This window comes from Pseudovibrio sp. Ad37 (assembly GCF_001623075.1).
In the GTDB taxonomy this organism is placed as follows: Bacteria; Pseudomonadota; Alphaproteobacteria; order Rhizobiales; family Stappiaceae; genus Pseudovibrio.
On the sequence record NZ_LMCF01000172.1, the window covers coordinates 1 to 12,950 of the forward strand.

At 49.1% G+C, this 12,950-nt stretch carries 14 protein-coding genes; 4 read left to right on the forward strand and 10 right to left on the reverse strand.

What is annotated here, in order from left to right:
* The 4 genes from PsAD37_RS20555 to PsAD37_RS20570 form a co-directional block, all read right to left on the reverse strand.
* Nucleotides 1-339 (reverse strand): transposase (locus tag PsAD37_RS20555; RefSeq protein WP_193778247.1); only part of this gene is annotated, 339 nt, incomplete at its 3' end.
* Between the two features lie 109 nt (nt 340-448).
* Nucleotides 449-1,351: an SDR family NAD(P)-dependent oxidoreductase gene (locus PsAD37_RS20560; protein WP_084407996.1), complete on the reverse strand. Its 903-nt coding sequence runs from the start codon at nt 1,349-1,351 to the stop codon at nt 449-451.
* Nucleotides 1,341-2,582, reverse strand: coding sequence for a multidrug effflux MFS transporter (locus tag PsAD37_RS20565; RefSeq protein WP_193778314.1), 1,242 nt, complete (start codon nt 2,580-2,582; stop codon nt 1,341-1,343). The genes PsAD37_RS20560 and PsAD37_RS20565 overlap by 11 nt, the downstream gene beginning before the upstream one ends.
* A gap of 215 nt (nt 2,583-2,797) precedes the next feature.
* Nucleotides 2,798-3,508 (reverse strand): IS6 family transposase, encoded by a 711-nt coding sequence (locus PsAD37_RS20570; RefSeq protein ID WP_063297732.1) that lies wholly within the window; start codon nt 3,506-3,508, stop codon nt 2,798-2,800.
* 34 nt (nt 3,509-3,542) lie between these two features.
* On the opposite strand from PsAD37_RS20570, the gene PsAD37_RS20575 reads away from it, so the two are divergent.
* From PsAD37_RS20575 to PsAD37_RS20590, 4 genes are all read left to right on the forward strand, one after another.
* Nucleotides 3,543-4,613, forward strand: a complete 1,071-nt coding sequence (locus PsAD37_RS20575) for a hypothetical protein (protein WP_063297733.1) — start codon at nt 3,543-3,545, stop codon at nt 4,611-4,613.
* The gene (locus tag PsAD37_RS20580; protein ID WP_063297734.1) at nt 4,603-5,343 is read left to right on the forward strand and encodes a M48 family metallopeptidase; all 741 of its coding nucleotides are present in this window, start codon (nt 4,603-4,605) and stop codon (nt 5,341-5,343) included. Before PsAD37_RS20575 ends, PsAD37_RS20580 begins: the two co-directional genes overlap by 11 nt.
* Nucleotides 5,344-5,513: 170 nt before the next feature.
* Nucleotides 5,514-6,104 carry a helix-turn-helix domain-containing protein gene (locus PsAD37_RS20585; RefSeq protein ID WP_084407998.1) on the forward strand — a complete coding sequence of 197 codons (591 nt, stop codon included), beginning with the start codon at nt 5,514-5,516 and terminating at the stop codon, nt 6,102-6,104.
* Nucleotides 6,097-7,329, forward strand: coding sequence for a type II toxin-antitoxin system HipA family toxin (locus PsAD37_RS20590; protein WP_063297736.1), 1,233 nt, complete (start codon nt 6,097-6,099; stop codon nt 7,327-7,329). Before PsAD37_RS20585 ends, PsAD37_RS20590 begins: the two co-directional genes overlap by 8 nt.
* A 1,044-nt stretch (nt 7,330-8,373) precedes the next feature.
* Here PsAD37_RS20590 and PsAD37_RS20600 read toward each other — a convergent pair.
* The 6 genes from PsAD37_RS20600 to tssI form a co-directional block, all read right to left on the reverse strand.
* Nucleotides 8,374-9,282 (reverse strand): phospholipase effector Tle1 domain-containing protein, encoded by a 909-nt coding sequence (locus tag PsAD37_RS20600; protein ID WP_063297738.1) that lies wholly within the window; start codon nt 9,280-9,282, stop codon nt 8,374-8,376.
* 64 nt (nt 9,283-9,346) lie between these two features.
* Complete coding sequence (locus tag PsAD37_RS20605) at nt 9,347-9,856, reverse strand: DUF2235 domain-containing protein (protein WP_063297739.1); 510 nt, start codon at nt 9,854-9,856, stop codon at nt 9,347-9,349.
* A complete protein-coding gene (locus PsAD37_RS20610; protein WP_063297740.1) occupies nt 9,853-10,245 on the reverse strand; it encodes a hypothetical protein in 393 nt (130 codons plus the stop codon). The genes PsAD37_RS20605 and PsAD37_RS20610 overlap by 4 nt, the downstream gene beginning before the upstream one ends.
* 29 nt (nt 10,246-10,274) lie before the next feature.
* On the reverse strand, nt 10,275-11,282 hold the full coding sequence (locus tag PsAD37_RS20615) for a DUF4123 domain-containing protein (RefSeq protein ID WP_063297741.1): 1,008 nt from the start codon (nt 11,280-11,282) through the stop codon (nt 10,275-10,277).
* On the reverse strand, nt 11,279-11,647 hold the full coding sequence (locus tag PsAD37_RS20620; protein WP_082596416.1) for a PAAR domain-containing protein: 369 nt from the start codon (nt 11,645-11,647) through the stop codon (nt 11,279-11,281). Before PsAD37_RS20620 ends, PsAD37_RS20615 begins: the two co-directional genes overlap by 4 nt.
* A gap of 9 nt (nt 11,648-11,656) precedes the next feature.
* Nucleotides 11,657-12,823 carry a type VI secretion system tip protein TssI/VgrG gene (tssI, locus tag PsAD37_RS20625; RefSeq protein WP_208992004.1) on the reverse strand — a complete coding sequence of 389 codons (1,167 nt, stop codon included), beginning with the start codon at nt 12,821-12,823 and terminating at the stop codon, nt 11,657-11,659.
* Between the last annotated feature and the right edge of the window lie 127 nt (nt 12,824-12,950).

Genomic DNA, 12,950 nt, shown 5'->3' on the forward strand with positions numbered 1-12,950 from the left:
AGACAGGCCCTTATCAGACTGTAAAATGAGCCACATTGCTTTCAACCAGATCTGCAACGGGAGCTTGGTAGCATGCAACGGCGTGCGCGTGGTGACTGTAAACTGGAAGCGACAATGACTGTTTGAGCACTGATACAAGCCTGGTCGTAATCGTCCTCGGCCACTATCTCGATCAGCAAGTGAGATCGAATGCTTATAGCCACATGCAGGGCAAATCCGCCCTTTAGGCCATACCATGCTCTCAACAAGCTGACGGCATTTGTCCTCGCTCTGAAAAGCCAGAACCATATCATCTAAAGTACGAATGGACTCCAGAACTAAAGACAATGTTTCTGACATGCATACCTCTCATCTCACGATTGACACAGGATAGCATAAATAGCCTAATATAGCGAAATAGCTGTCTTTGGTTGATAATGCCCCGCCCAAATATGCAGCTATGTGCCCACTAGGCCAGGTAGTCAGCGCAGAAGGCTTCTAGCTGGTCCCACAAGTCAGCCGCTTTCTGGCTGTCTAGGCCGGCATCCCCTTTGGGGAGCTCCATGATCCCGCACACGTTGTGCCAGTAGGCACCGGTTGGAAGATCTTGCGTTGCCGCAATGAGAGACGCCTGCGCCCCTTGTTCTTCATTGATGGCGACTTTCTTGAGGAGCCAAAGTGCAATCCCCTTGGGGTTCATGTCGCCCAACCCGCTCATGATTCCACCGGGATGTACAGCCGCCGCATGGATTTCGGGGTAGCGCCGGGTCAGCTCGAATGCCTGCCACAAGTTGCCCAATTTGCTGCCGCCATAGACAGTGTTCATGCTGAATTTTCCCGGGTTCGGCACGCATTCTTTGGCGGCAACATATGCATCACCAGAGGTCATCACGATCCGGGGGGAGTCGCCGAATAGGCCGAGCTTTGTCAGCAGCCGATACAGCAGGTGATGCCCAAGGACGTTGATCGCATAGGTCATCTCAACACCGTCAGCGGTCGTCTTGCGGTCCTTCATGACAACGCCCGCATTGCAAAACAGAATGTCAATCTTCTGACCGTTCAACTGATCAACGGCGTCTCTGACGGATGTAAGATCAGCCAGGTCACATTTGATCTGCAGCACGTTGTCCAATGCGCCTTTGCTTTCAGAGACGCCGCGCGACATAGAGATCACCTTGGCTCCCCGCGCCAATGCGCCTCGTGATACGAACTCTCCCACACCCGACGCGCCTCCTGTGACAAGAACGGTCTTTCCATCCAAGCGGGGCAAGTCGGGACAAGCAATTGTGCGAGACTGCTGGCGATACATGCATTTGATCATGCGAGGCACCATTCTACTCGCTGCACGATAGGGTGTGAAATCAAGTGTCATTTTGGATTCCTTTTAAGACTGTCGGCTTTGCGCTCATCTGGGCGGGTATGCGATCTGAAAATGTCAGAAGGAGCAGCGAGAGCAGGCTGGTTGCGAATATCCCGAAAAGCAGAGGGGTTACGGTCACGTTAAAGACAGCACCGATTGCGGACCCAATGATCATTGCAATGCAGCCAGACAAAAAACTGAAGGCAGAGTTCGCCAATCCAGCGATATGCCCAAGCGGTTGAAGTGCAATGGCATTCATGTTGCCCATCGTTAAACCGAAGCAAAAGAAAACAACCGAGATCAAGACAAGGAACGCAAAGAGCGGCAGAGAAGCAATCAGTGAGATGGCACATGCCAACCCGCTGGACAGGATCATTCCATAAAGGGCCATCCTGCACACGCGTTCTGGGCTGTAGCTTTCAACAAGACGAGCGTTTGCAAGGCTGGCAATACCAATAAATCCTGCGCCGATCGCAAAGTAGATCGAAAACAGATCGCCCGCGTCAAAGACATCTCGATAGATCTGTTCAGCTGACATAACATAGGCCATGAAGGCCCCCATGATCAGCCCGCTTGCTATTGTGTAAGTGCGGGTGGTTCTGTTCGACAGCGTTGCGAGCAGCCCGTCGCGGATCGGGGCGAGGCCGCCTGCACTGCGGCGCTCGACCGGAAGCGATTCAGGTTGGCGAAGCCAAACCCAGACGCTCGAAGCCAATGTTATTCCCACCATGAACCAGAAGATCGCCTGCCATCCTGCCATCGTGAGCAATCCCTGCCCAATCATCGGGGCGACACAAGGCACAATGATGAACACCGCCATGGTCAGGGACATGATACGCGCCATTGCTGCCCCTTCATAACGGTCGCGGATGATTGACATTGGTACGATCCGCAGCGCGGCGGCCCCAACGCCCTGAAAGAACCGCCCCACCAGCATCATGGCCAGATTGTCCGCCAGAATGCATGCTAGGCTGCTTAGCACGAAAATAGCCATGCCGATGAATAGCACGGGCCTGCGTCCGTAGCGATCCGACAAGGGGCCATAGGCCAGTTGCGCGATGGTCATCCCCAGAAACAGAACGCCGACGATCTGTTGCAACGCGTTTCCATCCGCCATTCCAAAACTCTCGCCGATATCGGGCAAGGCAGGTAGAACTGCATCAATCGACAGCGCGCCAAGCGATGTGGTCAGAGCGACAAGTGCCACAAATTCAAATTCGCTTTGACGGTGTGTTGCTGACATATCTAGCGATCCTCGCTGCAAGCCCATCAGTTGGGTTGGTGTTGCGAGAAATATCTTTCTCCCTCATAATATTAACAAGATGCATTTCATTGAGGTCACACATGAAAAAATCTGATCTAATGAAGGTCAATGTTAAACTGCTGACGATATTCTGTGCAGTTGCGGTATTGCCAAATTGTTTTGGATGAGTTGCTAAGGGGCAATTTGAGCCGACTTTAGGCAGCCATTTCAGCTGTGTAGTCAGCCCAAAGGGCGAATGCATCAGACCTTGCATGGCGGTAAGATTGATTGGAAAGTTTGTACCGGCGAGGACGGAAGATGGTGTTGATTTGGTCGTGGGCTGACAGAAACCTCTGTGCCTGTTGAGGCGACTTGAACCGGCCCATGATCTTCTCCCGCCTTCGGGTTGGACGATGCGAGTTTTCTATCCGATTGTTCAATCCCTTGTGGGCCCGATGATCGGCATCCGGAACCAGCGAGCGGATCGGCTGGATGTAACTGCGTAGCTTGTCAGTCACCACGACCCGTGGTTTGCCAAATTGCTTGACCAGCTTACGGAAGAATCGCTTGGCTGCCTTGGCGTTGCGGCGCGGTTGAACCAGAATGTCAAGGACGTCGCCATCGGCGTCGATCGCGCGCCAGAGCCAATATTTCACTCCACCGATGGTGATCACACATTCATCCATGTGCCACATGTTGTTTGGTTTCGGACGGTCTGTGCGAACACAGTCGGCGAAATGGCGGCCAAAGCGGTTGACCCACAATCGCACAGTTTCCGGACTGACAACGACACCGCGTACGGCGAGAAGGTCTTCAACGTCAGCTGTGCTCATTGCAAAACGATGGTACGCCCATACGGCATAGGCGATGACCTCACGAGGAAAACGGAAGTCTTTCAGGCGGGAAAAGGAACTCGGAACCTTCATTGGAGTTGGGTAACCAAAAGAAAACAATTTGGCAATGCCGGCCAAGACCGTACAAGGAAATGATCCTGAAGATCTGGAAGGAACATACTCCCGTGTTGATGGAGAGTACAAGCGTTTGCCAGACCTGCACAAAAAGCTCCGTGCAATCTTCTCTGGCGTGAAAAACAAGCAGGACCGCGAAGCCTTCCGTCAGGTGCTTGTTCCGCGTATGGTGACGGATGAGGCTGGTGTCTCTTACGATCAATCCCAGAAAGTTCGCGAAGACTTCTATGAGGCCCTCACCAGTTTCGGGATGTGTTTGAAGGTTGCCCTTTCAACCTCTTCATTCTTTAAAGATCCTGCATTCCCGGATGCTACAACCGACAATTACAAGAAGGACTTGAAGTTCTTCACGGAGATCCGTGCGCATGCGCGACTGGATGCTCAGGAGACCGTGGACTATTCAGCCTACGAAAAGCAAATCCGTGATCTGGTGGATCGGGAAGTCACTGGCGTTAAAGTGCACGACCCAAAAGGTATTCTCGACGTCAATAAGATGGGTGAACTTCCAGAGGATGGCGACGACCCGAAGGACTGGAGCGACGAAAAGGTAAAGAACGAGGCCGATACGATCTCCAGCAGGGTTCGCAAGACCATCGAAGAAGACCTTGACGATGATCCATACGCTCAGGCTGTCTTCTCCGAACTGTTGCGTAAGGCTATCGAAGAAGCGGAAGCAAACTTCGACCACCCACATCTGCAGTATGACCTCTTCAAAGATCTACAGGATACAGTCAACCAAGGTGCTGCTCCCGACATTCCTGAGGTTATTAGGGGCAATAAGCATCAACGAGCTTATTTCGGTATCTTCAAACTTGCTGTTGCGGACAAGGGATTAAATGACCATGGCGACATTCACTTTGTAAATGAAGCCCTCCATATCGATACAATCGTGAATGAGGCTGTTGCCGCAAATACATTGTCTCATGAGGCAATTTACCAGCAGATTAAGCAGAAGCTCCTGCCGCATTTCTTTAAGCAGTACGGTGGTCTGGAAACGGCAAACAAGCTGATTGATCAGATCCTGGATAAGACCCGTAAGGGCGTGAACCGTGATGACTTCTGATGCTTTCCAGTATGTCCTGGTCTATGGAACGGAGCGCATACCCTACGTGGTGCAAGCTACTAAGGGGAAGAAACGAAAACTGACAATCCATGTAGAACCAGATGGTCAGGTGATTGTGGAAGCGCCTGCCGAAGCCTCTCAGGTGTCCATAGAGACTGCCGTGAATCGGCGAGGGCGTTGGATCTTCGAACATGTAAAAGACTCTCAGCGACGCCATGAGCATGTTCTGGAGCGTAGGTACGTCAGTGGAGAGACTGCGTTCTATCTGGGGCGCAGATACAAGCTTAAAGTGCTTGAAGTTCCGAGGGCGGATCGATGCGTAAAATTGCTTGGTGGATGCATTGAAGTAAGATCAGAGAGTGTTGATCCTCAGGTGATCAGAGGACGCCTTCGGGGGTGGTACAAGGTCCGTGCGCAGACTTATCTTGGTAAAAGGCTAGAAGTCATTGGAGAGCGCCTGCCTTGGGTTAACCAGCGTCCGCAGTTTTATTTCATGGAGACAGAGAAGCGTTGGAGAGGATGTTCAAGTGACGGCACCGTTCAGCTAAATCCTTTTCTCGTGAAGGCCCCTAGGGACTGTATCGACTATGTGCTTTTGCATGAGTTGTGTCACCACAAAGAGCACAATCACAGTCCTGCATTCTATGCGTTATTGGATCGATATGATCCGAACTGGAAGGCGACTAAGCTCAAACTGGACGATTTAGCAGAACTGCTGCTGAATGAGTGAGTGAGTGATCTATCGGCAGAAACACTGGATTTCTACAGGATATTGATCTAATAAAGTATATCGAAATTACTTATAGATATACTTTATTAGATCAGAAGTTGAAAAATATTTTCCGATCTGATACATTCCTATATATCAAGAGAGTTATTTGATATATAGGAATGTATCAGATGAATTATGAAATTGAAAAACTAGCGGCTAACCTGAAGGCTGCACGCAAGAGGAAGGGCCTTAGTCAACGTGCGCTTAGCGCGCTTGCAGGCGTGCCGCAGTCACACATCTCGAAGATCGAGAGCGGTGTAGTGAATCTAACGCTTTCCAGCCTTACAGCTATAGCCAACGCCCTCGATCTGGAACTCGCACTCATTCCGCGCAAGGTAGCCCCAGCTGTCAGAACAATTACTCGCAGCGTTAACAACGCGCCGCAAGCCAAGCCTGAAGTGCGCAAAGAAATTATGCAGATCGCCAAGGAGATCGAGCACATTAAGACACTCAAGATTGATAGTTCGGCCTTCGAGGATCTGCAACGTCAGTTTCGAGAGCTGCGGCAGTTCGCAAACCTTATCCAGGGCACCGATGTACTGCGTAGTGTCAGAGAGAACCTCAAAGTGATTGAGACGTTGGGCAGCACCTCAGCTCTTCAAGAAGCATTACTGCAGATAAACAAATTACGTAACATGCTCGCTCATGGTGCAGCTGACGGTAATCAGATACGCCAGCCGCGTCCCGCCTACCGTCTTGATGGAGACGAAGATGAGTAATGCCTCAGTTTTGAACGTGAAACTCTATGACAAACTGATCGGTACGTTAACTAACCTTGGCGGAGATCGCACCATCTTTGCCTTTACGGAAGAATATATCGCAGATAAAGACCGATCGACACTAGGACTCTCCTTCAAAGATGAATACGGTGAGATCCTTACGGATTTTCGCCCTTACCAGAAGCGCGTTATGCCCTACTTCTCAAACCTTCTGCCGGAAGGACACTTGCGGAAGTATTTAGCAGAGCAGGCAGGCGTGAACCCAGAACGTGAATATTATCTACTCTGGGCGCTAGGTCATGATTTACCAGGTGCAATCACCATCACCCCCGCTGATAGCGAAGCTGGGCCGCCTCATGCGGGTGGTGGTGATGATAATCATGGTGATCATCAGCGTGAGAACGCGCTACGCTTCTCTCTGGCTGGCATTCAACTGAAGTTCTCAGCCGTGATGGAAGCAAGTGGAGGGCTTACTATACCCGCCTCTGGCGTTGGCGGTTCTTGGATCGTCAAGTTGCCATCGCGCGAATACAATGGTGTACCTGAAAACGAGTTTTCGATGATGAAGCTCGCAAGCCTAATAGGCCTGAATGTGCCCGCAATTGACCTGGTTAGCATCGATGCAATTAAAAACCTTCCTGAAGGCATCGATAAGATCGGAGGTCGTGCCTTTGTAATCGAACGCTTTGATCGTCTCTCTGATGGGTCGCGTGTGCATATTGAAGACTTCGCGCAAGTCTATGGGCTATACCCCGATGACAAATACGGCAGTGGCAGCTTCCGAAATATCGCACAGGTGATCGCAGCCGAAGGTAATGATAACGACATCATGGAATATATACGACGCCTGACCTTCAATATGCTGATCGGCAACGCCGACATGCATATGAAGAATTGGTCGTTGATTTATCCCAACAGGCGAAACGTCTCGCTGGCACCCGCCTATGACTTTGTTGCGACTGTGCCCTATATTCCGGGAGACGCAACCAATATGAAAATAAGTCGTGCCAAGGTGTTCTCAGCCTTTACGGTCGACGAGTTGACACACCTTGCGGTCAAGGCCGCAATCCCACCAAAAATGGCAATTGATGCTGCAAAGGAGACGGTTCAGCTCTTTCGGGAGCATTGGGAGCGAGAAGCCGTGAACATGCCAATGAGTAAAAATGTAAGATTGGCAATAGAGGCGCACATGCATACTGTACCAATTCTGGAAGAGCTTTCGTAACATCAACGATAACTTAATGCTGGTACGATATGCTGCACCTGCGAAGACTGGCAAGCTGATGGGTGACTGTTATGGAGGCAACGAACTTCTGTTATATTAGGCTCCAATGATCAAGAAACAACCATGGAGCACTCTTCAAGACGTTCGTGGCCCTATCTAAACGAGTTACCTCAATCTAAGGTTGAACTGCTCGAATGGCAACTCTTGGCCCGACGCATCAGCAAAGGCTTGGACGCTGACCTAGATTTCTGCGCTGCAGCCAGGGTCGGCTTAGTCTCTATTGCCGAGACCACTGATACTCAGGCGAGCGCTTAGCTTGTCGGCTACGCTTACTAATGAAAGCCCCATTGGCATCAGAGCGTGCGTGCAATTCATGCATTTCACAACCGGACTAAAATCCACGTCTCGTCACAGAGCGTTAGGGGAACTCGACGTCTTTTGCTAGTCTTCTCTTCTCATGAAGCGTCTCCCGACTGCCTTGAATGTTGACGTGGTGTTGACGCGAACGCAAAAAGCCCTGAACCAGAGGTTCAGGGCTTTTATTATGTGTTTGATTCATTGAACGAATTTTGGTTGCGGGGGTAAGATTTGAACTTACGACCTTCAGGTTATGAGTCTCTAATGTAGTAAACTCTACTATTATTATTTTTCAATAAGTTAGCCTACAATACTCTGATTTATCTTTTGTTCTTATACGGTATTCGGGCATAATCACCGTCTTCAAAGGAGAGCAAATACAGCTCAAACCGAATATAGCTGTTGACGTAGTGTTGACGCAGAACATTGAGTATCTCAATGTCAAAATCTCAGTTATAGCCTCAATACATAATTTTCTACTCAGGTATAATGTATTCAATTCTCGCCGAAATAAATTTCAAGTTGCTGTTGCTTTTCTCCATAGTAAAAATCTGTATTTTCAAATGATCTACCATTTCTGATTACGTTCATTCTCAACACATCTAGATACTATAAAAGCAACTCGCTTAAATTCCTCTCATCGATTTTACACGATCTTGTCTAAGAGACTCAGGCCTAAATCCACCTCTAGTTAGCAAAGATAACGCGCTTGCCACTCTTTGTAGGGGCATGCCCTAGAGAATCCTTGTCAGAGTTGTGGATGTATTTCCTATTTAGTAACTTTTGCTCTTCCACAGATAGTGGCGCGTTATTATGAGTCTTTTCGTCAATTAATTTTAGCTCATCAGGTATATCGGTCAGCCCTTGGATGGGATTTGCTGGTTGCTCTGTCAACGTACCGACTTCATCTTCGTGCTGGATTGGTATTAATGGTACATTACTGGATACAGCATAAGCATGCATTTTATGTAGTGCTATTCGTGAGAGCGCCCCATCGACATAGCCGCGCTGCATAGTCGCTTCGAAAATCTCATCATTTACTGACTTCTGAGTAATTCGTCCATTCTCGCCTTCATAGGTGCACTCTTTAACTTGGGCTGAATAGTAGGCATCGGTTGTTTCACAAAACGGATCGTCTACGGAACCGATCCGCCCTTCGTCGATAGCGCGCTCAACTGCACTTGGGTTTGTACCAAGATCAACCTCGGTCCCCCCCGACAAATAACCTCCACCGATGTCCGAATGGGAACCATAAAGACATTCTTCAATATGATTGCCTTGGGTTTTCACCTCTGGTACTTCACAGCCTACCGGGCTTGACAAAATCGATTTTAGAGCGAAGTTCTTCCTGCGCTCGTTGATTGCAGTAAGATGAACGACCTTTCTTTCCGCAATACCAACTGGCAAATGAAGTAAAACACTACCGTTGTCGTTATTTTGTGGCGAAAAATCAAAGTGCCTAGGTGACGAGATAGAAGGAACAGTGTCGAATAGGCCTATAAACTGCAGTTTAGTTGGGATTTCATGAAATACGCTATATAGAGATTTATCACCTCTTACTTTTAAGTACATTACGCGGCGCTTTTCCCCCTCCATGTTCTGTTATATCCCATATGTCGCGTCGTCTTGTAATATGGACCGTAGATCGCTTGAAACAAATTCAGCACATGAGCGTAGTGACGCGCTGCTGCAGCTCCTCGGGAGAAGCCAAAAACATCAACTTCAATTCTAGTAATATTATACTAGTAATATTATAGGAGGCATATGCACTTACAAATTCCCACGCCTGCGAAGCTCCCTTTTCCGATTTTGCAAATACACCATAATCGCCACTGCCAGAGATTTGTCCGTTAGGAGAATCAATGTTTCCAGTGTCCGTTCCAATTCCTTCGATATAGTAGTTACCGTAGATGTATGTTTCCTCTTCCACGTTTTTCTGGCTATGCGAGGAAGGATATAGACGGTGAAGTTTCCATATATTAGTATAGTCTGATTTATAACTATCTGAAGTTAATGGCATATTATCAATGCCCGGCAGTTCACCTCCTGCTAGACGAGTACTTACATTGTAAGCATTGTTGCCGGTCCCATCAAAAAATAAGCCAATCCGCAATACAAATTTACAGGTTTCGCAAATAGAACGCTTGTCTTTTAGTAATTGCTCCGTCATCTGCTATTCTCTATCGGAGTTACATTACGATTCTCACTTGTATAAAGCATTCCTGAAAACACTATTTGTGTTATTAGCGCGCTCACAAGAAATACTACCATCAATATAATAGATATAGATTTAGCAAAATAACTATAATTCCCACTCCTGATAATAAAAAAATACCATACTATCAATATAAAAATAATAAAATTATAATAAAATATCAAATATTCTCCAGATAAATACTTGATATTACTTAATTTCATTACATCAAAAAATAATAAAATAGGATTTATTGATATAAGATCTACAAATAACACACTCCCAAACGGAATTGCTACTAAGAGCAGTACAAACATAGTGCCAGCTAAAGTAAATCTTGGAACTCTATCTTCTTTGTTCGTCATCTATTCCTCGGATAATGTCATTTTTATAATTAATACGTTTGTTTTAAATACTCATTCAATTCACCAACAGTTTCTACTCCATTCGCAATAGCTTCTTTAACTTGATCTCTAGCAAAATCTTGTGCACCAGCAAAGGTTGTAACACCTATTTGCGGCAAGGCTTTTGCCTTCAAGAGATCATGCGCAATTTTTGCTATAAACAACTCCCACTGCATGTCCTCAAACACCTTCTCCTGAGCCTTACGGATCAGGGTGATGTGGCTCTTGGGTCGTTCGTTGGTTTGTGTGGAGCTTTCTGTAATTGGTGTCATGGGTGTGAGTTGGCGCGTCCCCATGTTAAAACGGTTTGTCTTGCAATGTTCACCTGCAGCAGGTGCTGCGAAGTGCCAGAGCTGCTGGGCATTGCACAGGCTGGGCTCCTCACACCAATCCTCAGCAATGAAGTCAGTAATTGGCTCGAAGAAAGCCTGCGTTTCCGACGGGTTTGTAGAGAGCAGCCAGACGCGCAGAACAGCTGGATCAAAAAACCGAAACCGCACCAACCGGCCATCACTTTCAAACTCAACGCGTAGGTAACGCCGGAAATGCCGTCGTAGCAGCACGACATCCGTGGCTTCGTCCTCAGAGATATCTGGCGAAGCAACAAAAGCCCCGCGCTCTACTTGCTGCTTCAGACTTTCCGGGGGCGGGGTCCTGTAAAGCTCTTTGGCCTTTGATTTTGAGGCTAAGAAGTAAATTCCCCAGCCCTTGCCCCAGCCTTCTTCAATCAACCAGTTAGTGAGATCGCTATCCTGCTCCAACCGCACCAGATAAGGAGCAGTCAAGGCCAGTTCTTGTGCCAGTTCTCCAGCAATCAGGCTGCACCAGTTGGTATGCTCTTCACCCAGCAACCGGCCATAGATATCTTCGCACCATTGTCCATCTATAATCGCATAAGCGGCAATGTCATCGGTGACTTTGGCAAACAGGCTTGCCTTCACACTGTCCGCGATGAGCGTGTCTGGCGCTACATCGATAGATAAAGCTGCCTGTGTCATGAGGCATCCTTAGCAAATGGACATTCCTCAGCGAACGGTTTGCGTGTCCCTGGAGGGGACGCGGCGCCGATGAACACATTCGCGCTTCCTGAAACGTCAGCACCACCGCAATCTATGGGATCGCCAACACGGCCCGCTTGCTTGTTGTTGAAGTTCACCGTCGGACTGCCAGCCGCCAATGCTCTGCCATGAGAGGGAGACGGGCATGGTGAACAGCCATGGGGCGCATAGGCATCCCCTTGCCTTACAGCAGGCCGGTTGTTGATGAAAATATTCGGACTTCCGGCAATGGCAGGTGTTGGCGGGAAATGACAATCATGGCCAGAGCCAATGTCACCTAAACGAGCTGCGGGTTTTCCTGACATAGACCTCTCCTATTTCTCAAAGGAGCGGGCATAGCGCTCGGCATGGGGACCTTGATAATCTTCTGGAGCAGATGGTTCAATGAATGGCACATCCTTGCCAGTCGCCGGAGCCCCTGCGCCGCAATTGACATTCACAACAGTGCCTTCAATCTTGATGCCACTTGCATCGATACGAATGAAGTTGCCACCCACGTTGAGAGAGATGGCAGAGCCAGCACGAACAACCACCTGATCACCACCATCAACAAAGATGGTACCAGGAGCAGTGTAATGCTGGTGCGCCAGACTTTCCATACGAATGTTACGGTTCACCTTGGCGGTATAGTTGCCTCCAACCTGCAGCGTTTTGTCATCAGCAATGCTTTCGTTGTCGGCGGCGTCAACCTGCGTGCGGCGAACCGCTTTCACATGAAGATTTTTTACACCAGAGATGGTTTCTCTGTGTGAGCCATCCACCTCAATATCCTTTGATCCGCCTATAGATTCAGACTGTGAGCCCTCAACGCGCTTGTGGCGATTGGCCCCGACCTTCCAGGTCTCGTTATTCTCAACAACTCCGTTGTGGAACTTCTGGGCGTGGAACCAGACTTCCTCTTGTCCGCCCTCATCTTCAAAACGAAGCTCATTGTAGCCTTCCGCCTTATGACTATCTGACTTCAGGACCATGCGTGTTTTAAAGTCAGGTAGCTTGTTCGGTGTGCGGTTGTTGTTGTGGTAAGTCCGGCCAGTAATGATGGGCTGGTCTGGGTCACCTTCGAGGAAGTCTACGATGACCTCGTGGCCGATGCGGGGGATGGCGATATGGCCCCAGCTGGCGCCGGCCCAGTTGGAGGACACGCGGATCCAGCAGGAGGAAGTGTCGTTCTTCTTGCCGTGGCGATCCCAGGGGAACCAGACTTTCACCCGGCCATGTTCATCGCAGTAAATCTCTTCGCCTTCTGGCCCGGTGACATGGGCGATCTGCGGGCCGTCCACTAATGGCTTTTTGAGCAGTTTGGGCCGGTATGGCAGGCGGGCGGGCATGACCTCAAACCCGGCGCTGTAAGTGGTGGTGCCACTGCCAGCCTCCTCAGCCACGGCCTGCGGCTGACTGCCCTGATGCGAGACGGTGAGCAAATGATACTTGATGTTGTAGTCACTGTTCGGGTGGTCCGTGAGCGCAAACTGATGGCCCACTGAGCCTCCCCCTTTGAAGTGGTCCACGCCTATAGTTAGGAAACCGGAGGACCATAGATGGCTATCAAGCGCCCCAAACCTGAAGATATTGTTGTGAAGTTACGGCAGGTTGAAGTTCTGATGGGGC

Bases quoted from the DNA above. Each gene is read 5' to 3' on its own strand.
- PsAD37_RS20560 (WP_084407996.1), bottom strand. From the start codon at position 1,351: ATGACACTTGATTTCACACCCTATCGTGCAGCGAGTAGAATGGTGCCT.
- PsAD37_RS20565 (WP_193778314.1), bottom strand. From the start codon at position 2,582: ATGTCAGCAACACACCGTCAAAGCGAATTTGAATTTGTGGCACTTGTC.
- PsAD37_RS20570 (WP_063297732.1), bottom strand. From the start codon at position 3,508: ATGAAGGTTCCGAGTTCCTTTTCCCGCCTGAAAGACTTCCGTTTTCCT.
- PsAD37_RS20575 (WP_063297733.1), top strand. From the start codon at position 3,543: ATGCCGGCCAAGACCGTACAAGGAAATGATCCTGAAGATCTGGAAGGA.
- PsAD37_RS20580 (WP_063297734.1), top strand. From the start codon at position 4,603: ATGACTTCTGATGCTTTCCAGTATGTCCTGGTCTATGGAACGGAGCGC.
- PsAD37_RS20585 (WP_084407998.1), top strand. From the start codon at position 5,514: ATGAATTATGAAATTGAAAAACTAGCGGCTAACCTGAAGGCTGCACGC.
- PsAD37_RS20590 (WP_063297736.1), top strand. From the start codon at position 6,097: ATGAGTAATGCCTCAGTTTTGAACGTGAAACTCTATGACAAACTGATC.
- PsAD37_RS20600 (WP_063297738.1), bottom strand. From the start codon at position 9,282: ATGGAGGGGGAAAAGCGCCGCGTAATGTACTTAAAAGTAAGAGGTGAT.
- PsAD37_RS20605 (WP_063297739.1), bottom strand. From the start codon at position 9,856: ATGACGGAGCAATTACTAAAAGACAAGCGTTCTATTTGCGAAACCTGT.
- PsAD37_RS20610 (WP_063297740.1), bottom strand. From the start codon at position 10,245: ATGACGAACAAAGAAGATAGAGTTCCAAGATTTACTTTAGCTGGCACT.
- PsAD37_RS20615 (WP_063297741.1), bottom strand. From the start codon at position 11,282: ATGACACAGGCAGCTTTATCTATCGATGTAGCGCCAGACACGCTCATC.
- PsAD37_RS20620 (WP_082596416.1), bottom strand. From the start codon at position 11,647: ATGTCAGGAAAACCCGCAGCTCGTTTAGGTGACATTGGCTCTGGCCAT.